The sequence below is a fragment of the Sphingobium aromaticiconvertens genome (assembly GCF_037154075.1).
GTDB lineage: Bacteria > Pseudomonadota > Alphaproteobacteria > Sphingomonadales > Sphingomonadaceae > Sphingobium > Sphingobium aromaticiconvertens.
In genome coordinates this window covers 1,694,082-1,716,325 of the sequence record NZ_JBANRJ010000001.1, presented here as the reverse complement: position 1 = coordinate 1,716,325, position 22,244 = coordinate 1,694,082, and the positions used below count along the sequence as shown (strand labels likewise).

The following is a 22,244-nucleotide window of genomic DNA, read 5'->3' as shown; positions in this document are numbered from 1 at the left end:
TCACTCCGTTCGCCATTGGCCGGCCATCGTCTTCCCACCCTCGGCAGGATCGCCGACGACAGACTTAAAAGCAGCTGACCAAAAGCCCCCGCCTTGTTCAAGGTCGGAGGAAAGCCCAACCCATACCCGCCATACCGGGGCAACGGCACTCCCTGATGCGATATCGAGCGCCGCCCGAGCGGCAAGACTTTGCCCGGCTGCAAGATCAATGGCGCCGTAAGGTGATGCAGCGCCTCCGCAGCGAGGGTCTAAATCCTCCGACCACCAAGACGCGGCGGCTGTGAGTGGCCTACCGGTGTTATCAAAACCGCTGCGAAGGCTTACCTTTGGTCCTTGTAATGCAACAACATGGGCTGCGATCGCATTTCGCTCCAGCCAAGTGTAAATCACCGGAATCTCCAAGAGCCCAGCGGACTGCAAGTCGCTCAATGCAGCGTTGGACCCCCAATCGCCGGTTGCGCTTATAATCACCGAGACACTCTCGAATACCGATCGATCGTTGGCAATAACGCGTCGCCAGTCTGTACCGTAGCTAGCTATATTTACGATGTCGGGTAAGTCGGCGAGCAGCTTCGCTTTGAGAGCATCAGCCTTGTTGGCACCAATGTTTCTGGCCCCGAGTTCGTGTCGACCGATGTTCTCCCAACCGAGCGTATCTGAGTCAAATAAACTAAATTTCTTGACGCCCTGCTGCGCTAACAATCTTGCTGCCCCTGCACCTAGAGACCCACATCCAATTATCGCAATATGTGCGAAATCTGCGTCGATTAGTTGCGGCAACGGGATCCTAGAACTAGCCGCGTCAACTCGTCTGATGGACGCAAGATTAAACTTCAGCCCGGATCGAAGGGTCGCGGCGGGTGCCTTACCGGGCCGGAAACCTTTGTACTCTCGGCGCTTTTCACCAGACGACAGGATGATGGCACCACCAGCGGTGCGTCCTAGTGAGGACGGACCACCTAAAACCACTACACTATCCGAACCATTGATCGGTTTCACCCCATCTAACGTCGAGGCCTGATTGGCCTTATCGAACAGAGTGCGCAAATCCGGATACGATTTTGGGTAAGCGGACGGCTCAGGAAGGCTATCCATCCACAAAAAGAGCGAGCGATCAAAGTCTCTCTTGTAGTCCACCCCTACCCTATGTTGGATCCAACGACGCAGTCGTTCTTCATCGTCCGAGACAATTCGCTGACTGCCGTAGGTCCCCAGGAACAGAGATCGTGTAGGTGGTGCGATATCGAAAAGTGTCTGAACTGATTGACCTGTTGTGCTGCTGCGGGACCAATAGGCCTCGAAATCAACGACGTAGTCCTCTCGTAGCTCACCGCGGTCTAAGGCGCCTAACAAATTAGACGCTTTGTCCAGAAAATGCGCCACTACTCCTGCTGGATCGAGACTGTCCGTTGTCGTCTCGGACGTAACCAAGCACAGGCGCCCGTCGTCCTCAATATGGGGACCGTCTTTCGGTGCACCAGGCCCGAAGAAAGCAGCAACCGGCTTCGTGTAAGGGAAGAGCTGATCCACTGCGATGAGCAGCGATACGTCCTGCCTCAGGCGTAGGCACCAGCCTGTGAATGCCGAGCTCAAGCCGCTCCTATCAAGCTGCCAAGTATTAGCTCGGGCCGCCTCTGGGAAGGCGACCCGAAGCCAATCATCTATAATTTTGACGGCATTAGCGCGGGTATCCATGATTGCCATCTAACTGGTAGCGTACGTCCCGCCTCCGCTCTTATTTACAGGAGACTTCGGCTCCCCATCATCGTCGCCGTCTTCCGGCGGTTGCTCAGAAAACCAGCTTGTGCAAAAAACCTTATCCCAGGCCTTCATCGCCTTTTCATGAGTGCAATCGACCTCATTCAGAACATTCAGGTGACCGAGGTTCTCATTCAAGCGATCCATAAAATACGTAGGCCGGGGATCCCCATCAGAAATAAGGTTTTCATCCACCACCGGATGCTGCACCGCCTTATTGTATACAAGTCGGTCTGCGATAGCCTTCATTGTACTTCGAAGCGCATCGTCGTCGCGGTTGAGCCTGCTAACGAAACATTCCGACGCTAACTTGGTAAGCGCAAACCCGCTCGGATTTTTTCCCTTCCAGGAGGACCGGCTCTTGCTGAACATCTTTAAGTATCGGACAACGCGCCGGAACTGGCCCTCGCCAACCGACTCCGGGCTCAACTCCTTGTTTGTCTCCCGAAACCAAACGGTGACCTGCTTTGCGTCGGACGTCCGCCAGCTAGCTCCCGCTAGCTCGTAGCTATATTCAACTTTGTTAGTCCAAATGTTGGTAGTCTCGATTCGTCGATATGTTGGAATATCGACGTGATATCCAGCATTGTAATAGACTCGTACGCAATTTGTTCGCACATCTGGCGGCGTGTTGAATTTGTCATCTTGCACAGCCGCGCAAACCATCTTGCGTACGTCAAGGGCAGACATGGAGGCCCCTTGAGCGCCGACTAGATCGTCAGCCTTGAAATAAAGACCGTCATCAATATCATAATCAAGATTGTCATCCTGGACCATCGTATGCATCGCATACGAACCCTGCGTATGCGATCCGAGCGGTTTTGGCTTTCCGTCTCTGACTAAACCGGCCTTCAGGCGGTTACGGTTGCTGTTTCGGCGGGCGCGCATATTGGCACGCTCATCTCCGACGATGGCAACCTTTTCGTCATGAAATCCACGGACTTGCTTCGATGTATTAAACATTATTTGCGTCATCCCCCCAGCACGGCATGTTTTCAAAAAGGCTATTGATGATCTGGCCGGTTGCATCGGCGGTGTCGTCACAGGCACTTTTTGCCAAGTTCACATCAGCGCGTGCTTGATCGATCAATGCGGTCATCGCCTTATCAGACGAATTGTCTAATTCTAGGTATGGGACGATATCCGGTCGTAGATCGCCTTTTGGGAAACGTATGACGCTTATAGGTCGACCTAAATTAGTAAACTCCTTCGCGAACATGCGTGCCATGTTGTCGAACGCAAATTCCTGCGCTGCGATACTGAGGGAGGCTGCTTTAGCGCCGAATTGCCAGTCGCCGTAACCGCGATCCAAGTCTGCTTTTGCAATGCGCTCGCCGTCAGGCTTTGGATAGCTACCAAGGGCAAAAATCTCGATAGGACGTGTACTGTTCATCTTAATCGCGTCCAGTAAGCCGACGAGCACGGGATTGTTGGCCCACAGGCCACCGTCCGCAAAAACTCTATAACCACCTAGATCACCGCCTACATCAACCGCAGCCAATGAACGAAAAATCGGAGCGGCGCTCGTTGCCATGCAGGCGTCGACCAATTTCGTGTCATCGTCACGTGTCCCTCCCCAGTGACTGGTTTTGAAAACCCATGCCCGTTGTTGACTCATCTCGACAGCCGGTATCGACAACGCGATACCCCGCAATGTTTCGATCTCTTTGAATGTCTTGGTGCCAAGCACAGCCGTAAGTGCGGTCTTCAATGCTGCGGCACCACGCCGGTTTATATCCCCACGGCGTGGCATCTGGCCTAGCACCTTCATCGTCGAGGAGGGCACTCGCTCTGGAAAGATCTTAGGTCCATTTTCACGGTAAAGTTTGACGACCTTGGACAGGGGTTCGCCCGCAGCCAATGCGCAACCAACAATCGCTCCTGTGCTGGTCCCAACTATAAGATCGAACCCCTTTCCAACATCCAACGCTTTACAGCCCCTCTTCTTCGCGAAAAGTGACGACAACTCATGAAGAAACGCTGCGGAGTAGATACCCCGCATTCCTCCCCCATCGATGGTCAGGACGCGCAACGGTTTCTCTTTATCCATGTTTCTAGCGTAACAAACTTGTCCTTGCGCACCAAGGCATAAGACAGTTTCCATCGCAAAATCGGCCGTTCAACGCATTTCTCACGAACGACAGGAAAGTCGCAGCCCAATCAGATTTTTGCTGCCCACTTCCAAGCGTCAGCGAATTGCTGTCGAACGGCAAGGAAAGGCGCATCGCCGCCAGTCATAGATTTTGGCGGTAAACCTCACACGTTCGCGGTGGCCCCTAAACTCTGTGACGGAACCTGACCATCACCGGCTGTCCGACAATGACAGCTTCGGGATTTGGTCAGGAAGAATGGCCCGTTTTAACCAGCCTTACCTTGCTCGTTCTCGCGCCGCTCGACTTCCCGTTCCAGCACTTCCCGAATGAAGGCTGCGCGGCGCTGCCGCCCCACCAGCTTGTCAATCCGCTCGCCCAGACCTTCGGGCAATCGGATGTTGGTTGATTTCACGTTGAGCGGTGGCCTTCCCATATTTGCGTCGTAACCGCGTGTGACACCTGTTCAATCAGAACCAGAATAACCGGTGCCGGTTATTGAACATTGCCTTTCTTTTATGTTATAAGCGGTGCCGCTTAGCGCTGCGAAAGCATTTTGATGCGGCCGTGACAGTGAACTGAGGAAGGCAGACCCATGACTTTATCCGATTCTCTCTTGGGTGATTCGAAGATCGCTACGTCGCGCCGCGCCCTGCTGCGCGCATTGACCATCGCGCCAGTTGCCGCGTCGGCAATCGCCTCGCCTTGGGGTGGCGCACTGGCACCGCTTCACCAACGCTACGAGGATGAACCCGCGACACTTGTTCGGACGAAAGAGGGCCGAAGCATAAGCCGCTTCCGCTATAACAATGCGGAACGGTGGATGACCACTCTCGAAGCGGATTTCCTCACCGAGCCGCGATTTGCAAAGGAAGCGCTGCATCAAGCGGGTTTCGTGACCCAGCAGGCCCTGTGCGCCTATCTTCTCGACATCGGCTTTGCCGATGCGTGGAACGCCAGTCACATCAAGCAGGACATCGCCAAGGCGCTGGCCTACGCCAATGCCTGCGGCTTTGGCCATGATTGCCCCGACATGGCGCGGCTGGCGGTGGTTCTCTCGCCCTATTGGAAATGGGGCTATTATTATCATGATTGGGAGGAAGACCGGCCCCGCACGGGCGGCTTCATTCCCGCCACGATCACGCCCCTTGTGCGTGCCTTGGTGGATCGCGTGCATGACGTGACCGGCCATCCGCGCCCGAAGGGTTGCCAACGTCGCCCACAGGAGGCGCGGCCATGATGCTGCGCACCGATGCCGAGCATCTGCCCGCGCCGATCCGTGAGGAGCTTCTTCACGTTGCCACAATCGTCTTCGAGGCGTTCGAGGAAACGACCAAGGGCCGATGCTCCGAACATTTCCGGGCGGGACGCATCCTCACCCTGATCCTGCACGGTCCCCATTCCGAGAAAGAATGGGAGGAGGTAGCGCCGGGGGAAGCATTTCGCCTGCTGGCGGTCGTCAACTATCCCCGCCTTGCCCGCAGCGAACGCGACTGGCGACTGGTGCGTGACCGGCTGCGGCGCGCATGGGAGCATGGCGAAATTGCCCGCCCGGTGCGGCTGGCGGTGGAAAGCCTTGAGCGGATCAACGCCGCTCTTGTCGAAGGCGTCCCTCATTTCGTCACCATCGCCGAACAGGGCATCGCGCTATACCAGATGGAGGGCTTGCGGCTGAAAGAGCCTCACCGCCTTCCGGTGCGGGAACGGGCTATCCGGGGTGCGGTGGAGTTCATCCGGTGGCATGAGCGCGGCACCGGATTTTTAGCAGGCGCGGCTTTCTATCGGGACCGGGGCGATGCGCCGATGGCGGCGCTGATGTTGCATCAGGCGTGCGAGCATTTCTATCTGTCGGTCTTGCGGTCGATCAGCCTGCACGCGCCGCGCACCCATGCGCTGGATGAACTGCGCGAGGCGGCGGAAGCGCTGGACCCGCGCCTGTCTCTGGCATGGCCAAGAGACACCCGATTCGAGCGGCGCGCGTTCGGCTGCATCCGCCGCGCCTATGTCGAAGCACGCTATGGGCAGTCCTACCGCATTTCGGGCGAGGAACTGGCATGGGCGTTCGCGCGAGTGGAGATTTTGCAGGTACGGGCAGCGTTCGCCTGCGCGGATCATCAGGCTTCGCTTGCCGAAAGCCTGCCTGCGTCGATGCTTCCGCCGCCCAGAGAGCCGACGACAGCGATAGCCCTTTCCTGGCCCGCTCGCCCCGCAAACATGCTGCAACGGACATGGCGGATCGTGCGACGTGCCGCCCCGCCACAGGGCCGATGGAATTTGCTCGGTCCCGTTCGCCAGTTCTGGCGCTCCGACAGGTGCAGGGACTGGGTTGACCATTTGCCCTTGGTGATTGTCTGCCTGTGCTTCTTCATGGCTGGCGCGGAGGCAACGCTATGGCGGGTAAAGTCCGCACAGGCCGTCCGTTCCGAACCGGCAGACCTGTCCGCCGTGCTGGACTTCGACGTGCGCGCGGACACGGTGTTAGGCGCGGTCATGGACGTTGCGCAGAAGGCGGGCTACCGGGTCAAGGCCAACGATGACATTTGGACCGTGCGGTGGACCGGTGCCTATCGCGCCAAGGCGACGACCTTCGACGCGCTCGCGGACATTCTCTATGGCTCCGGCCTGTGCCCTGCGATCCGAGAAGACTTCATCACCGTGCGCTATTGCGACAAGAGCAGCCCACCCATGGCGGCGATGGTCGAGTATGATGCACAACCGGACAGCAATGTGCGCTTGTCTGTTTCGCGCTAACCGTCGCCCTGTTCCGCCTCGAAGGCCCGCTTGCCTTTGCGCTTCCAGAGGGCAAGTGCATTGGCCCGTTCCTCGCCGCGCAGCCGGTCAGCAACGGTGAGGAACGCGCCGTAGAGCGTGGTGCGGTCATCGTCGGTCAGATCGACCAGCCCCGCCTTGACGACGAGGCCGCCCAATTCGATCAGATGCCGGGTGCGTTCCCTGCGTGCGACGGCCCAGTCCCGCATGTCGGTTCGCGCCTTTCGTGCCTCAAGCCGATGCCGCGCTGCCGTCGAGCGGGAGAGTGCCGCTTTGCTGGCCAGAAGGTCCGCCCGCAGGCTTGTCGCCTTTGCCGAGAAAGAAAGCCGCGCCCGCCTTGCGCCATCCCTCCTTTGTTGCGGCGTCTTTTACCGTGGCGGCATGGAGCAGCGCTCCAGCCAGGACATCGGCATCAAGCGCGTCCGCCCCGGTGGCCGTGACAAGTTCGCCAAGTTGCCTGACACGCCGCTCTTTAAGCGTCTTGGCCTTGTCGGCGAGGGACTTGAGTTCCGAATCAAAATCGCGGGGCTTGCGCATCGCAAAGTCTCCATTGAGTGACGATGGCGCTATGATAAGATAATCTCTCCGCAAGCGCAGTAGAGTCGCCGGGACAGCCTGACACCGCCTAGTCCCGTCCGAGAAATTTTCGAGAAGGGCGCGCTTATACGTCGTTCCGACGTGCGCTCAGTAGTGTAAATGGTATGTCGCTATGGCGATCTTCCATTTCTCCGTTCAGGTCATCTCTCGCGCGGCGGGCCGCTCCGCTGTCTCCGCCGCCGCCTACCGCGCGGGCGAACGCCTGCACGATGAACGCCTTGATCGGCCCCAAGATTTCCGCGCCCGGTCCGGCGTCGAGCATAGCGAAATCATGTTGCCCGAAGGTGCGCCCGAACAGTGGCGCGACCGCGAGCGCCTCTGGAACGATGTCGAGGCATTCGAGAAGCGCAAGGACGCCCAGCTTGCCCGCGAGGTCGAGTTCGCAATTCCGCGCGAAATGACCAAGGCGCAGGGCATCGAACTGGCCCGTGACTTCGTATCCGCCGAGTTTGTTGATCGCGGCATGATCGCCGACCTCAACGTGCATTGGGATATAGGCGCAGATCGCCAGCCCAAGCCGCACGCCCATGTCATGCTCACGATGCGCGAGGTTGTGCAGCGCGAAGACGGCACCGCTGGCTTCGGGGCAAAGGTGCGCGAGTGGAACGATCATGAGAATGTCGAGCGCTGGCGCGAACGCTGGGAGACCCACGTCAACGCCCGCCTTGCCGAACTCGACATAGACGCGCGCATCGACCGCCGCAGCCTTGCCGAGCAGGGCATAGACCTTGAGCCGCAAAGCAAGATTGGTGGTCCCGCGCACCGGATGGACGCCCAAGGGCTGGAAGCCGACCGCGCCGAGATGCACCGCGAGATCGCACGGGAGAATGGCCAACGCATTATCGCCGATCCCGGCATCGCGCTTGACGCCATTACTCACCAACAGGCGACATTTACCAACCGCGACATGGCGATGTTCATTCACCGGCATAGCGACGGCCAAGACCAGTTCAACGCCGCCATGCGCGCGGTTAGAGGATCGCCAGACCTCATTGCCCTGGGCAAGGACGGGCGCGGCGACGATAGGTTCACGTCGCGCGAGATGATCGAGACCGAGCAGCGGATGAGCCGCGCCGCTGACCGGCTTGCGATGGACCGGAGCGATGGTCTCTCGGCGGCGGCGACCTACGCCAGTCGCGCCGCCGAGAGTGGTGGCCTTGCCCTGGGAGCAGAGCAGGAAGCCGCGCTGCGCCATATAACGGACGGGCGCGGCTTGTCACTGGCGCTGGGTTATGCCGGGACCGGCAAAAGCGCCATGTTGGGCGTAGCCCGCGACGTGTGGGAAAGCGCGGGGCTGAATGTTCGCGGCGCGGCGCTTGCGGGCATCGCCGCCGAGGGACTGGAGAACGGTTCCGGCATCGCATCGCGCACCATCGCCAGCATGGAGCATAGCTGGGCGCAGGGCCGCGATTTGCTCAGTGCCCGCGACGTGCTGGTGATCGACGAGGCGGGCATGGTCGGCACGCGCCAGATGGAGCGCGTGCTGTCCCATGCCGCCGATGTTGGCGCGAAGGTCGTTCTTGTCGGCGATCCCCAGCAATTGCAGTCGATCGAGGCGGGCGCGGCGTTCCGCGCGATCCATGAGCGCCATGGCGGCGTCGAGATCACGCAGGTTCGCCGCCAGCATGAAGGATGGCAGCAGGATGCTACCCGGCATCTGGCCACGGGCAGGACTGGCGAGGCCATTGCCGCCTATGCCGACAAGGGCATGGTGCATCAAGCCGAGACGCGCGAAGACGCGCGCAGCGATCTTGTCGAGCGCTGGGATCGCGAGCGGCAGGCCAACCCGGACGCCAGCCGCATCATCCTGACCCACACCAATGCCGAGGTGCGCGACCTCAACGAGGCGGCGCGTGCGGCAATGCGCGATGCGGGCGAATTGGGCGACGAGCGCCAGGTGAAGACCGAGCGCGGCGACCGCCTATTCGCGTCCGGCGACCGCATTATGTTCCTCCGCAACGAGCGCAGCCTGGAGGTGAAGAACGGCACGCTGGGCACCATCGAGAAGGTGGACGAAAGCCATATGTCCGTCCGCACCGATGACGGGCGTTCCGTATCGTTCGACACCAAGGATTATCGCGACCTCGACCATGGCTATGCCGCCACCATCCACAAAGCGCAGGGCATGACCGTGGCCAGGGCGCATGTGCTGGCGACACCGGGCATGGATGGGCATGGGGCTTATGTCGCCATGTCCCGCCATCGCGACGGCATGACGGTTCATTATGGCCGCGACGATTTTCGCGATCAGTCCCGGCTTGTCCGCACGCTTTCGCGCGAGCGCGGCAAGGACATGGCCACCGATTACAGACAATCCGACCCCGCAAGGGAATATGCCGAGCGTCGCGGCATTAGCTTTGGCGAGCGGATCGCGGAAATCGTCAGGCCCATTGTCGAGAAGGCGCGGGGGATGTTCGACAGTTTCCGGCCGATTATGCAGCCGCAGCAGGAACGCGACATTTTTGCGGGCTTCCAGCCCAAGGCCGAACTGCCAGCGCAGGAGCGGGCCGTCCAGCGTCAGCCCGAACATGACGCGCAGCCGCTTCGGGCTGGCGGCGTGCGCGGTGCGGTGGAGCGCTATGCCAAGGCATGGCAAGCGATCCAGCAGACCCGCGCGCAGGGTCTGGACGCCATGCCGCATCAGCGCGAGGCGTTAGACAGGGCGCGCGACGCTCTGGACGCAATCCGCCCCGAAGGTTCGTCGGACCTCAGCAGCGCATTCCGCAGCAGCCCGGAGCTTGTCAGCGAGGCCGCCGAGGGGCGCAGCCAGGCCGCCGTGCGGGCGATGCAATTAGAGACCGAAATCCGCATGGACCCGTTCCAGCGCGCCGACCGGTTCGTCGAAGGGTGGCAGCAGTTGCAGCGCCATCATGCCGAGCTTGTGCGCGACGGCAATTTCCGGGGCGCGAAAAGTGCCGTGCAACAGATGGCGGGCATGGCGAAAAGTCTCGAACGCGACGCCCAGCTTGAATCGGTGCTGGGCCTGCGCAGCCGGGAGCTGGGGCTTGAGATCGGCCAGCAGGCGGGCCGCAGCCTGTCCCACGACCTCGCATCCTCCATCCCCTTCGATCACGGACGCGACATCAGTCGCGGCATGAGCCGCTAACCCAAGGAGACCATGATATGGACGACGAGCAGAGCCTTTTGAACGAACCGGAACCCCGGCCCAATGCCGCCGCCGAGGCGTTCGCGCATCTCTCGGAGCGCGTCGCCACTATGGAGGAACGGCTTGAAGGGCGCATGGCGGTGATGGCCCGCGCGCTTGAGCATATCGCCGTCGAGAAGCAGAGCCTCGACTTCCCCGACTATGGGCCGACACTCGCCAAGATGAACGGCTATCTCGCGACTTTGGCGGGGCAGACGAAAACAATCATGGATGCACCTGCCATGCAGTTGACGCCGGAGAGCATGGCGGAGCGGATTAATGTGGCGGCGGATGCCGCACGCGAGACGGACAAGGCGACCATCAAGAAATCGCTGGAATTGCATCATCAAGCCCATGCGGATCAGATGCGCGCGGTCGGAGCCACTCGGACCAAACAGCAACAGCGCTGGCACATATTCTATTGCGTTAGCGGCGCGGCAGTGGCCATCTCGCTTCTGTGGCTGATCTATCCCGGCTGGGCGGCCGGCATCGGTCCGCAAAGCTGGCTCTGGCCGGAAAGGGTTGCCCGTCGCACGCTAGGCGAGCCTACCTTATGGGATGCCGGTATTCGTCTAATGCGAACCGATAATCCCGAAGCATGGGAGGCAATCGTCAACGCCGCCGATATGGCAGACGAAAACCGGGATACCATTACCGCGTGCGAACATGCGGCTGCCAAAATCAAGGAGCCAGTGCGATGCACTATCAGCATCAGGAAGCGTTGAGGCTCTTGCAAGGCAGAACTCCTCCAGCATGAATATCGCTTGGCTGTGACATTAAATGTAGACTTTACAGGAATGTTAGCAATTCGCGCGATATAGGTTATCAGACCGACTAAAGGGCACTAACGGCTCATGCCGGGTGGTGGATGCAGGCTATGTGTCATTCTCAATTCGCGAACGGGTGAAGCGATGGCTCAAATCCTCCCCAGCAGTTCTCGATCTATGATTGCCACATCCTTGGCGCTCAGACCATAGAGCCTGTTTACCGCTGCCTCCAGCTCGCCCTCCACGCGGGCGAGTTCCGTGATATTCTCGGCGGCTTTCAGTCGGAACGCATCGGACACCATTCTGGTGATGGCCTCGCTTTCCGTACCTTCAATCCGGGCGGGTATTGGGAATGCGCGCACGTCGATGACCAGGATCTTGGGGAACAGACCCTTTGTCGCTTTAGGCGAAGCGCTGAAGTGGTAGAAGCTGGCAAGCCGTGAGTTGAGGATGGCCCACAAAACGTCCAGCGGCGTATCACCTTTTGGTATGATCGATATGATCTGCGGGTCGTTGACGAACGTGTCCTCGACTAGCGTCGCCATCACCCGCGGATTGGTAATCTCCCGGACCAGAAGCCGACGCTGCTCAAAGAAGCGCATGTCAACGTAGGAAGCGACATGTCGCCCATAGCGAACAAAAGAACCGGTGGGTGTATGACTATAGCGGCTCAGCGATCGACCCCAGAGTTCTTCAATGTAGGTTTCATCAATCGCGCTTTGCGCATGCCATTTCCTTTCCTTAACGATAGCTGCAGCCTCTTCCTTTCCATGCAGGACGACGAGGTCTTTCTGGCGATAAGGGATGTAACCTTGAGAAACTTCGAAACATTCCTCTAACCTTGAGAAAGTGCGTAACCTCTGCACCAAGTCGAGCACGTCCTCATCCAGCTTGAACAGCAGGCCCCAGTTGACGTTGTTCGTCTGTAGTCTCGATGCAGGTATATATTTTATCGGTCTTGCGAGCAGTTCCGCTAGATCGGCAGCGCCAGCTGTCTCCTTGTAGCCGATAGCGGGAGCGCTGGCGGCTTTCGTAGTAGCAAGAATTGCGTTCCGCACGACGGCGTCGTCAAAGATTTGCACAGCCGTGCAGTCCACAACCTCGTCCACATGCCAACTCTGCAGCAGCGATAGCCGATAGTCAGCCGCGTTCACATTAAAGAGGAACGAATTTGGCAGAATGTAGGCCAGCTTACCGCCAGGCCGGACGATCTGCCGCCCACGATTCAGGAAAAGGTAGTAGATTTCGTAGTCGGGCACTTTGCCAATGCTGCGGACGAGGTATTCACGCTCGTCGCCGGTAATTGACACCCCGTATGGCGGGTTGCCAACCACCACATCGAAGCCGACGAAGGCACCGTCCTCGTCTAGTACTTCCGGGTATTCAAACCGCCACTCGAACGAATCGCGGAGCATCCGATCCGTCTTGATCTGCTCTAGCAGCCTCTCAATTGACGCAATCTCAAGTTCCAATTTTGCTAGCTTCGCGGTCCTCGCTTTCCTCTCCGCTTCGTTCTCAAACAGGCGATGTTGGTCGCGAAGGAACGAAGCATCCACTTTAGCCTTCCGCAGCCTGCGCGCCTGCGGATGGTTGTGAAGGATCTCGTTTCGGATGCCGCCTTTCAACTCATCAATAAAAGAGCGCATCTCGCGCTTTTCGTCCTTGGTTCGAGCATTCTGGTACGAAGTAATTGCCGACCGGTAGTCGGAGATGCGCAAACCTTTCTTCTTCAAAGCGCCTCCAATCTCCGCATCAAGATCAAAGCGCGACAGGAGGGAGTTTCCGCAACGTATGTTGATGTCGATGTTGGGAAGCGTTTCCAGTGTGCCGTCCGGCCGGAAATAGGCATTCTTAAGGAGTTCGATCCATAGTCTTAGCCTGCAAATATTCACGGAATTCGGATTAATATCGACCCCAAACAGACAACCCTCGATGAGAGCCTGCTTCTCGTGAAATAGTGCCTCCTGCACGCGTTGGCTCTCGGGGCTGTCGCGCTGGTATCGGTAGGGCTGCCCCTCTTCGTCGGTGATCAACAGTTCGTCAGCGATGACTTCGACGCTGTACTCCTTAAGACGCCTGCCTGCCCGGTCCTGGAGAATTCGCAGGTCTGCCTTCAGCGCCATCAACTCGTTGAGGGCGGAGACAAGGAAGTGCCCTGATCCTACCGCTGGGTCGCAAATCCGGATGCCGTTCACAATGGAGTTTGCTTCCGCGCGGTCGTCGATAAGATCGTAGAGGTCACCAAAGGTTTCGCAATTCCAACCCTTAAGGTCATTAAATCTCTGTAGGACCGCACGTCGAACGACATCCCTGCACATGTGCATTGTGACGACGCCCGGCGTGAAAAAAGAGCCGTCCTTGTAGCCATTGATTTTTTCGAAGATGAGACCGAGCACGGGTGCGGTGATCAACGTGCGGCTGTCTTCCCGGATTTCGCCGTCGGCATCGCTGGAGAAGTCATAGGCGTCGAGGAACCTGAGCAAATACTCTAGGGCGGTGAGATCTGCTGAGATCGGTCGGCCAACCTCGTCGCGTAGGACAGTCGATGTCGTAGTCCGTAGCCTACGATTCTCGAGGTTGCTGATAACAACCGTCTCCTGTTCAAGATCAGTCACCTCAAACAGTGAGCTGTTTAGGTATGGGACGTGACCGTATTTTGCCGCAATATTAGAGCTGCGTTCGTCCGGTCGACGCGCAAGCACCTGAAAAAACAGTCGGTTAAGCTCTTCATAACTGGAAACCTGCTCCACACCGAGAAATCGAGCTCCGCCCGGATCGCGATTATAGGCCGTCAGTTGAGCCTCGAGAAGCTTCAGGAACAGCACTCTGTTAACCCAAGTCAGTGACAGTTGCAGAGCGACGTTGAACGCGCGTTCATCACCCGTCGCTCCAAATCTCGATGGTTCGGTAATCCTCTGGATTTTGTCCAAGCTTTCGAGTTGCTCAATCGTGTTCTCGATGAGCGAGCCCGGCTCTCTATCCTTCACTGGCTTGCGCGAAATTATCGGCTTGCTGCCTTGTCGCGTCTCCACGAGGCCGATAATGTGCAGCAGCTCGGTATAAAACCCGCGATTCAAGGTGTTGCTGTCGTTGGTGAAGGGGAGCCGGAGGAGTGATGCGGGGGAGAGCAGCTTGTAGAGCACGGCGAGATCGTCGTCTTTGCCGGAGACATCGTCCCTTATCGCTGCATGGTAGTCGCGCATGTCGAAATGGGTGAAGCGGATATCGCCTTCAATCGCATTGATAGCAGGCGCGGCTATCTCCTTATAGAAAAAGTCCGTCGTCTTGCCAGCTAGGCGGCCCGCCTCAAAGTCAGTGTATAGCTGAACGAAGCGCGAATTCTGAGCGAACTCGCGTTCGAAAACCTCTGCTGAAAATATGAACCACTGCCAACCATTAGTCACGACGAGGTTTTTTATGCCCAAGTTACGTCGATTGTGGTTGAAACGTTCTCTCATGTAATAGAGGACAAGCTCCTGGAAGGCCTTCGTGTTGAGCTGGTCGATCCGGACCATCTCGTGGGCGTTGGCCGGGCGTTTCGCTTCAATGAGCACTCCCACGGGGTGCGAGGCGTCCGTGCCGGTATGAATAACGAGGTCAGTCCTGCCCTTGGTATTGATGAAGAAGGCTGGCGAAAAATAGGTCCGCTTGAGAAAGTCGGCTATTAAATTCTTGTGATATTCCTCGGTCTCCGCAGGATTGCTGTGGTCTAGAAGCTTCAGCAACTCGGCTTTGAATCGATCAATCTGCTGCCGGGTTGGCTTGAACGCACGGTCTGCTTTCCCGAGCGCTTCGCGTGGACTGTGGATCGTGAGGTTCATAGTATCATAGCCTGCGGCGGGCGGAATTGCCGACTGCGCGACAGTTAGCGGCTCTCGGGCGATAGGCAAACGGTCGTGAGCACTTTCTTGCTGATGTGGGTCTGCTAACCCGATGCCACTGACCCATCACTCGACCTTCTCGGCAGGACATTCTCTCGCCGTGAAATGTCAATTCAACCGATACAAACCCAATGGACAGATGGCATCTATGATGGTATCAAAAACCTACATCGACTAAATGTCGATGTAAACTCAGTACCTTACCAGGATTACCGGGTGCCCGAAGGGGGCACGATCACGATCGAGACTGGCAACAAATGGCTGGATCGGCGGGCTGCACTGGAGCGAGGCATCGAACCCGGCCAATATGTAACGCTATGCGTCAGCGATACCGGAACCGGCATAGACAAGACGATCATCGAGCGGGTGTTTGATCCCTTTTTCACCACCAAGCCGATCGGCGAGGGCACGGGTCTGGGTCTGTCGATGGTCTATGGCTTTGCACGCCAGTCGCTTGGTCACGTCCGCATCTATTCCGAGATCGATCAGGGCACGATGGTGTGCATCTACCTCCCCCGCCATCTGGGCGAGGAGGTGGAGGAAGTGCTTCCGGAGAAGGCAGGCTCCCCGATACAGGGCGCGGGCGAGACAGTGCTTGTGGTGGACGATGAACCATCGGTGCGGATGCTGATCGTCGACGCGCTGGAAGAACGCGGCTATCATTGTGTTGAAGCAGGCGATGGTCCGTCCGGGCTGAAAATCCTGGAATCGCGGTCTGATGTGGCCCTGCTGATTACTGACGTCGGCCTGCCTGGCGGGCTTAATGGGCGACAAGTGGCCGAAGCCGCACGCGTGCTCAAGCCTGGCCTGAAGATCCTGTTCATCACCGGCTATGCCGAAAATGCCGTGCTGAACCACGGCCATATCGAACGGGGCATGGAAGTCGTCACAAAGCCGTTCGCGGTCGACGAACTGACTGGTCGAGTGGAGCGGCTGTTATGTGAAGGCCGGAACTGACACCTATTACAAGATTTTTGAGCTTTACGGCTTTTCGGTTTGCGGTGTGGCCGGTGCCGGTATCACGTCCTTAACGCTCAGGACCGTGGGTGGGGGCGCGCCCTTCGCGATCGCGGCCGACAGCTTGCCTACCGGGGCACAATCGGCACCGCACGCCTTCTGCGCGACTGCCAGGTTTTCCTTTGCCTTGGCGACAGCGCCCTTGGCCACCATCGCTTCACCCTGCCCGACCAGCGCGTTCACATCGGTGGGGTCGAGCAGCAGCGCCTCTCGATACAGGCGAATCGCCTTGCCCGGCAATTCCTGCGCGCGCGCGACGTCCGCCAGCGCCACATAAGCGGCACGGTTGCGCGGATCGACCGCCAGCGCGCTTTCATAGGCATCAACTGCGCCGGACAGATTGCCCGCCTTGCTCGCCGCCTCTCCCGCCCGCATCCATTCGAGCGACAGCGGTTCGATCTGCGCGTCAGGCCGCTGCGTCAGGCCCACACTGGACACGGTGGTCAGCAGGGCCGCGAGGGCGATCGAGGCAGGGGTAAAACGCATCAAGGTCTCCAACAGCGATTCCGGCTGATTTTCGCGGCTTTGCAGGCCAATGTCCATGCCCTGTTTTTGGGCGGCCTTTTCAGCCATGCCGCAGCCGCGCAAAGAAGAAGCCATCGGTGCCATCATGCACGGGGGTCAAAAGACAACCACCTCCATGCACACGGCCCATCGTTACGGGTACAGCTTCCACCGTAAAACCCGGATGGCGGGTGAGAAAAGCCTCCACCTGATCGCGTCCTTCCCGATCCGTCAGCGCACAGACGGCATAGACGAGCAGGCCACCTGGCGCCAGCAGTGGCGCGGCGAAATCAAGAATACGCGCCTGTTCAGAGACGAGCCGGTCGAGTCGCGCGGGCGTCAATCGCCAGCGCGCCTCCGGGTTACGCCGCCAGGTACCGGTGCCCGAACAGGGCGCATCGACCAACACAATGTCGGCCTGCCCCGCGAATGCATCGAGGGCGCGGCCTTCATGCCCCTGATCAAGCAACAGGGTTTCGATACCCGATGCGCCTGCCCGCTCGGCACGGGGGGCAAGGCGCGCAAGCCGCGAGCGGATCGAGTCGGCGGCGATCAGGCGACCTTTCCCGGCCATATCCGCGGCCAGAGCCAGCGTCTTGCCCCCTGCCCCTGCGCACAGGTCGATGACGGTCAGGCCGGCCTGCGCGTCGCAGGCCATGGAGATAAGTTGGCTGCCGGCGTCCTGCACTTCGACGCGGCCTGCTATCCAAGCCTCGCTGCGCTCGACCGGCCAGCCTTCAGGCAGGCGCAGGGCGTCGGGGAGGCCGGGGATCGGCGTAGCGTCGGGGAAATCCGGCGCCACGGCTTCGGGCGTGGTTTTCAGGCGATTGATGCGCAGGTCCACCGGCGCGCGGCCCAGCAATGCTTCCTGCTCCACCGGCTGCGCGATCAGCGGCGCGATCCAGCTCGGAACGATACCAGGTGCGGCGCCCGCCTCTTCCGGCATGATCGGTGCGGGGCCGTGGGACGATCCGTCGAACAGCGCGGCGATGTCCGGCTGTTCGCGGGCAAGGCCGATCAGAGCGACGCGTCCCGTCTCCGGGCAATCGGCGGTGCGGCGGATGGCGGCATAAACATGCTCGCGCACCGCGCGGCGGTCCTTCGATCCGGCATAGCGACGGGTCTTGAAATAGGTCGCGATGAGCGTGTCGGCAGCCGGACCACCATCGCGCGCAGCGGCAATGATGGCGTCGAGCAAGTCGATCGCGGCCTGAACGCGGGCGGCGGGTGTCATGTTTTACCGCTTCCGTTGAGCGAGGAGCCGGGGATAAATAGTAGACATAGGCCCTCCCCTAGCCCCTCCCGCAAGCGGGAGGGGGATTTTCAGCGCGTCGGGTAGTTGGGGGCTTCCCGCGTGATAGTGACGTCGTGGACATGGCTTTCGGACAGTCCCGCATTGGTGATCTGGACGAAGCGGGCGCGCTCCTTCAGTTCCTTGATCGTCTTGCTGCCGGTATAACCCATCGCCGCCTTCACGCCGCCGACCAATTGGTGAATAACGTCCTTGGCCGGTCCCTTGAAGGGTACCTGCCCCTCAATCCCTTCGGGCACCAGCTTCATCTGGTCCTTGATGTCCTGCTGGAAATAGCGGTCGGCCGAACCGCGCGCCATCGCACCGACGCTGCCCATGCCGCGATAGCTCTTATAGGCGCGGCCTTGGTAAAGGAAGGTTTCGCCAGGCGCCTCCTCTGTGCCCGCGAGCAGCGACCCGACCATGACGCAGCCAGCACCAGCCGCCAGCGCCTTCGCCACGTCGCCGCTGGTCCGCAGGCCACCATCAGCAATGACTGGCACGCCATGTTTGGCGGCTTCCTCCGCCGAATCCATGATCGCGGTCAGTTGCGGCACGCCCACACCCGCGACGACACGAGTCGTGCAGATGGAACCGGGGCCGATGCCGACCTTCACGCAATCCGCGCCCGCGCCGATCAGGGCGCGGGTCGCTTCGGCGGTGGCGACATTGCCCGCAACCACCTGAACACGGTTGGAGAGCTTCTTCACCTCTTCGACGGCGGCGGACACCATCTTGCTGTGGCCATGCGCAGTGTCGATGACGATCAGATCGCATTCCGCGTCGATCAGCGCGCGTGTGCGCTCCAGCCCCTTTTCGCCGACCGTGCTGGCAGCCGCGACACGCAGGCGGCCGGTGCTGTCCTTGGTCGCCTGTGGATAATTGACTGCCTTTTCAATGTCCTTGACGGTGATCAGGCCGACGCAGTGATAGGCGTCGTCCACCACCAGCAACTTTTCGATGCGGCGCTGATGCAACAGCCGCTGCGCCTCTTCCTGACCGACGCCCACCTTCACCGTGGCGAGATTGTCGTGGGTCATCAATTCGCTGACCGGCTGGGCCGGGTTTTCAGCAAAGCGGGTGTCGCGATGGGTGAGGATGCCGACCAGCTTGCCGCTATTCTCGACCACGGGAATGCCGCTGATCCGATGGCGCTTCATCAGCATCTGTGCGTCGGCGAGCGTGGCGTTGGGCAGGATCGTGATCGGGTTGACCACCATGCCGCTTTCGAACCGCTTGACCGCGCGAACGGCGTCGGCCTGCTCCTCGACCGTCAGGTTGCGGTGGAGTACGCCAATGCCGCCAAGCTGCGCCATGACGATCGCCATGTCCGCCTCCGTCACCGTATCCATCGCCGATGAGAGGATTGGAATGTTGAGGCGGATTTCGCGCGTCACCTGAGTGCTTGTGTCCGCCTGGCTTGGCAGCACATCGGATTCGCCGGGCTGCAACAGCACGTCATCGAAGGTGAGGCCGAGGCGGATATCCATGTGCGTGCCACTTTCTGCTGATCTGGTCCCGTGGGGGTCGGGGGAATCGTGGCGGCCCATGTAATCATTTGTTTGGCCCACGGCTAGGCCCCCATACGGCAATTATGCGGCAATTATCTTGAGGGCGTCACCGCATCCGCCCGCGCGACCAGTGCGCGGGCCTCAACGACGTGCATCGTCTCTATCATCCGTCCCTCAAACCGCTCCGCGCCGCCGGTCGCCGCTTCTATCAGACGACGGGCGTCGACCACGGCCTGCGGGTCGGGACCAAAGAGGCGATTGGCGATGTCGATCTGGCCGGGATGGATCAGGGTCTTGCCGTCGAAGCCCAGCGCATGGCCCTCGATACATTCGGCCTGAAGGCCAGCAAGGTCGTCCAGCCGGTTATAGACCCCGTCGAACACGGCAATACCCGCCGCCCGCGCCGCCAGCACGGTCTGCTGAAGGACGAGCGACAGGCCCGCACGACCAACCGCCGCGGGAATGCGAAGGTCGAGGCGCAGGTCGTTGACTCCCACGAACAAGGCGGCTGTTCCCTCCGCCGCTGCGATCGAGGGCGCGGCAAGCGCACCCTTGGCGCTTTCGATCATGGCGATCACCGGCTTTTGCGTGACGCTGAACACATCTTTCACCTGCCGCGGGTCTTCCACCTTGGGCAGCACGACATAATCGACAGGCGCGGCCTTCATCGCCACCATCTCGACCCCGTGCCATGGCGTACCGGCAACATTGATCCGTGCCGCCTTCAACCGGTTGCCAAAGCCCTGTTGCAGCGCCGCGACGGCATTGCTGCGCGCCTCTTCCTTCCGGTCATTCGCAACAGCATCCTCCAGGTCGAGGATCACCATGTCGCAGGGCAAGTCGCGCGCCTTGGCGATCGCGCGCTCGTTGGAAGCGGGCAGGAACAGCAGCGAGCGAGCGTGGTGGATCAGCATGTGCGGGCATCCTCTGTTGGCCGTCGGTTTCGCTTCCCCACGCCCCCATTTGCAGCCATAGTCAAGCCCGAAACAGGGGAGAAAAGAGGCATGATGACGACATTTGCATTGGGACTGAGCCTGCTGGTCATCATCTATCTGGCCGCCAGTATCAAGGTAGTGCGCCAGGGCTATCAATATACGATCGAGCGGTTCGGCCGCTTTACAGAAGTCGCGAAGCCCGGCCTCAATTTCTATCCCGCCTTCTTTTACGCCGTCGGTCGCAAGATCAACATGATGGAGCAGGTTGTCGATATTCCGGGGCAGGAGATCATCACCAAGGATAACGCCATGGTGTCGGTCGATGGCGTCGTCTTCTTTCAGGTGCTGGACGCAGCCAAGGCAGCCTACGAAGTGTCGGAACTCTATGTCGCGATCATGCAGCTCGCAACGACCAACCTGCGGACCGTCATGGGGTCGATGGACCTCGACGAAACCCTGTCCAAGCGCGATGAGATCAATGCGCGGCTGCTATCGGTGGTCGATCATGCGACCAACGCCTGGGGCATCAAGATCACGCGCGTCGAGTTGAAGGACATTCGCCCGCCCGCCGACATCGTCAACGCCATGGGCCGCCAGATGAAGGCGGAGCGTGAGAAGCGCGCCAACATTCTGGATGCAGAAGGAATGCGTGCATCTGAAATTCTGCGCGCCGAGGGTGAAAAGCAAGGCCAGATCTTGCAGGCCGAAGGCCGCCGCGAGGCTGCCTTCCGCGACGCAGAAGCGCGCGAACGCGAAGCGGAGGCGGAGGCCAAGGCGACGCAGATGGTGTCGGAGGCGATTTCGTCCGGCAATCCGCAGGCGCTCAATTATTTCATCGCGCAAAAATATGTGGAGGCGGTGTCGCAATTCGCAACCTCCCCCAATGCCAAGACGATCCTGTTCCCGGTGGAGGCCACGCAACTGATCGGGACGCTGGGCGGAATCGGCGCGCTGGCGAAAGAAGCGCTGGGCAGTGACGGCGCGCCTGTTTCCACCCCGCCACCGCCGCCTCGGCGTGGTCCCTTCGGGCAGGCTCAATCTGGTCAGGGTCAGGCCTGATGACCTGGGTGGAAACGCTGGACACCCATTGGTGGTGGCTGATCTTCGCGGTGATGCTGGGCATTGGCGAAATCATCCTGCCTGGCATCTTCCTGATCTGGATCGCGGCGGCGGCGGCGGCGACCGGCCTCCTCTCCTTCCTGCTGCCTATCGGCACGGCGGTGCAGATGGTGATCTTTGCGCTGCTGTGCCTGCTTGCCACCTGGGCGGGGCGGCGCTGGTATGCGGACAATCCCGTCGCATCGTCGGACCCGCTGCTGAACGACCGCACCGCGCGGCTGATCGGCGAAATCGTGACCGTGGTGGAACCGATCGAGAACGGGCGCGGGCGTGTGCGGGTGGATGATGGCGTCTGGTCGTGCCGGGGCGGTGATGCGCCGGTCGGTGCGCGGGTACGGATCGTCGGCGCGGACGCATCCGTGCTGATGGTCGAGCCTGCCTGACGGAGCATGTGATGTTTAGCGATCGGCGTAATATGCGCCATTTAGGCATAATCGCTTTGACGTTTGCGCTAGCGAATGGAAAACTCGCGCTGGCCTGTGTCGTTTTTCATTCCGGATACATTAGTGCAGCGTGAGTATAACAGGATCGTAACCGCCACAATTGTTCGCACCAATCGCATATGCCCGCGCAAGCCTGATCTCGAATGCTGGGAAGCGACAGTAAGCACGATCAGCAGCGCGCCCGGCGTTCCTCGTGCCAGCACATTCATCATCAGCCGCCGTGATGGAAGTTGCATTCCTGGCGAGCCGACGCCCAAAGTCGGCCATACGTGGATTCTATATCTCAACCGTGACGGACAGAGATATTATCCAGCCTACTCGCTCCCCTTCGCCAAGGCGCGCAAGATCGACCCGCGTTTTACCGGGCAAAACACGCCCGGCGCCACGACCCTATCGAAATAAACGCTACGTCATTTG

Annotated in this window: 18 protein-coding genes and 1 pseudogene; 8 read left to right on the top strand and 11 right to left on the bottom strand. The window is 59.8% G+C overall.

Annotated features, from left to right (window positions below):
* From WFR25_RS08145 to WFR25_RS08130, 4 genes are all read right to left on the bottom strand, one after another.
* Entirely contained in the window at positions 1-1,704 is a 1,704-nt protein-coding gene (locus tag WFR25_RS08145; RefSeq protein ID WP_336970031.1) for a ThiF family adenylyltransferase, read from the bottom strand.
* On the bottom strand, positions 1,705-2,721 hold the full coding sequence (locus WFR25_RS08140; RefSeq protein WP_336970029.1) for a cyclic GMP-AMP synthase DncV-like nucleotidyltransferase: 1,017 nt from the start codon (positions 2,719-2,721) through the stop codon (positions 1,705-1,707).
* On the bottom strand, positions 2,714-3,808 hold the full coding sequence (locus WFR25_RS08135; RefSeq protein WP_336970027.1) for a patatin-like phospholipase family protein: 1,095 nt from the start codon (positions 3,806-3,808) through the stop codon (positions 2,714-2,716). The genes WFR25_RS08140 and WFR25_RS08135 overlap by 8 nt, the downstream gene beginning before the upstream one ends.
* A gap of 308 nt (positions 3,809-4,116) precedes the next feature.
* On the bottom strand, positions 4,117-4,263 hold the full coding sequence (locus WFR25_RS08130) for a hypothetical protein (RefSeq protein ID WP_182913834.1): 147 nt from the start codon (positions 4,261-4,263) through the stop codon (positions 4,117-4,119).
* A gap of 180 nt (positions 4,264-4,443) precedes the next feature.
* Here WFR25_RS08130 and WFR25_RS08125 point away from each other — a divergent pair, with 180 nt between their 5' ends.
* Both WFR25_RS08125 and WFR25_RS08120 read left to right on the top strand, forming a co-directional pair.
* On the top strand, positions 4,444-5,088 hold the full coding sequence (locus WFR25_RS08125; RefSeq protein WP_336970024.1) for a hypothetical protein: 645 nt from the start codon (positions 4,444-4,446) through the stop codon (positions 5,086-5,088).
* Positions 5,085-6,599: a HEPN domain-containing protein gene (locus WFR25_RS08120; RefSeq protein ID WP_336970023.1), complete on the top strand. Its 1,515-nt coding sequence runs from the start codon at positions 5,085-5,087 to the stop codon at positions 6,597-6,599. The genes WFR25_RS08125 and WFR25_RS08120 overlap by 4 nt, the downstream gene beginning before the upstream one ends.
* Here WFR25_RS08120 and WFR25_RS08115 read toward each other — a convergent pair.
* A complete protein-coding gene (locus tag WFR25_RS08115) occupies positions 6,596-6,826 on the bottom strand; it encodes a conjugal transfer protein TraD (protein WP_336970021.1) in 231 nt (76 codons plus the stop codon). The two genes, WFR25_RS08120 and WFR25_RS08115, sit on opposite strands and share 4 nt — an antisense overlap.
* Before the next feature lie 22 nt (positions 6,827-6,848).
* Positions 6,849-7,154, bottom strand: a complete 306-nt coding sequence (locus WFR25_RS08110; RefSeq protein ID WP_336970019.1) for a conjugal transfer protein TraD — start codon at positions 7,152-7,154, stop codon at positions 6,849-6,851.
* Positions 7,155-7,326: 172 nt separating this feature from the next.
* Here WFR25_RS08110 and traA point away from each other — a divergent pair, with 172 nt between their 5' ends.
* Together traA and WFR25_RS08100 are read left to right on the top strand one after the other, a co-directional pair.
* Positions 7,327-10,320 carry a Ti-type conjugative transfer relaxase TraA gene (traA, locus tag WFR25_RS08105; protein WP_336970017.1) on the top strand — a complete coding sequence of 998 codons (2,994 nt, stop codon included), beginning with the start codon at positions 7,327-7,329 and terminating at the stop codon, positions 10,318-10,320.
* Positions 10,321-10,337: 17 nt separating this feature from the next.
* Complete coding sequence (locus WFR25_RS08100) at positions 10,338-11,084, top strand: DUF6118 family protein (RefSeq protein WP_336970016.1); 747 nt, start codon at positions 10,338-10,340, stop codon at positions 11,082-11,084.
* A 191-nt stretch (positions 11,085-11,275) separates the two neighbouring features.
* Here WFR25_RS08100 and WFR25_RS08095 read toward each other — a convergent pair whose 3' ends face one another.
* Positions 11,276-14,947 carry a DUF7149 domain-containing protein gene (locus tag WFR25_RS08095; RefSeq protein ID WP_336970014.1) on the bottom strand — a complete coding sequence of 1,224 codons (3,672 nt, stop codon included), beginning with the start codon at positions 14,945-14,947 and terminating at the stop codon, positions 11,276-11,278.
* 276 nt (positions 14,948-15,223) lie between these two features.
* Between WFR25_RS08095 and WFR25_RS08090 the strand changes: the two are divergent.
* Positions 15,224-15,964: pseudogene (locus WFR25_RS08090) on the top strand (response regulator); the annotation flags it as partial.
* 24 nt (positions 15,965-15,988) lie between these two features.
* On the opposite strand, the gene WFR25_RS08085 reads toward WFR25_RS08090, so the two are convergent.
* From WFR25_RS08085 to WFR25_RS08070, 4 genes are all read right to left on the bottom strand, one after another.
* On the bottom strand, positions 15,989-16,510 hold the full coding sequence (locus WFR25_RS08085) for a tetratricopeptide repeat protein (protein WP_336974780.1): 522 nt from the start codon (positions 16,508-16,510) through the stop codon (positions 15,989-15,991).
* Between the two features lie 79 nt (positions 16,511-16,589).
* On the bottom strand, positions 16,590-17,762 hold the full coding sequence (locus tag WFR25_RS08080; protein WP_336970012.1) for an RsmB/NOP family class I SAM-dependent RNA methyltransferase: 1,173 nt from the start codon (positions 17,760-17,762) through the stop codon (positions 16,590-16,592).
* 89 nt (positions 17,763-17,851) lie between these two features.
* A complete protein-coding gene (guaB, locus tag WFR25_RS08075; RefSeq protein ID WP_336970011.1) occupies positions 17,852-19,309 on the bottom strand; it encodes an IMP dehydrogenase in 1,458 nt (485 codons plus the stop codon).
* A 113-nt stretch (positions 19,310-19,422) separates the two neighbouring features.
* A complete protein-coding gene (locus WFR25_RS08070; protein ID WP_336970010.1) occupies positions 19,423-20,244 on the bottom strand; it encodes an HpcH/HpaI aldolase/citrate lyase family protein in 822 nt (273 codons plus the stop codon).
* A gap of 90 nt (positions 20,245-20,334) precedes the next feature.
* On the opposite strand from WFR25_RS08070, the gene WFR25_RS08065 reads away from it, so the two are divergent.
* The 3 genes from WFR25_RS08065 (at position 20,335) to WFR25_RS08055 (ending at position 22,229) form a co-directional block, all read left to right on the top strand.
* A complete protein-coding gene (locus tag WFR25_RS08065) occupies positions 20,335-21,324 on the top strand; it encodes an SPFH domain-containing protein (RefSeq protein WP_336970008.1) in 990 nt (329 codons plus the stop codon).
* Complete coding sequence (locus WFR25_RS08060; RefSeq protein ID WP_336970006.1) at positions 21,324-21,767, top strand: NfeD family protein; 444 nt, start codon at positions 21,324-21,326, stop codon at positions 21,765-21,767. The genes WFR25_RS08065 and WFR25_RS08060 overlap by 1 nt, the downstream gene beginning before the upstream one ends.
* 75 nt (positions 21,768-21,842) lie before the next feature.
* On the top strand, positions 21,843-22,229 hold the full coding sequence (locus WFR25_RS08055) for a hypothetical protein (protein ID WP_336970004.1): 387 nt from the start codon (positions 21,843-21,845) through the stop codon (positions 22,227-22,229).
* Positions 22,230-22,244 lie beyond the last annotated feature (15 nt).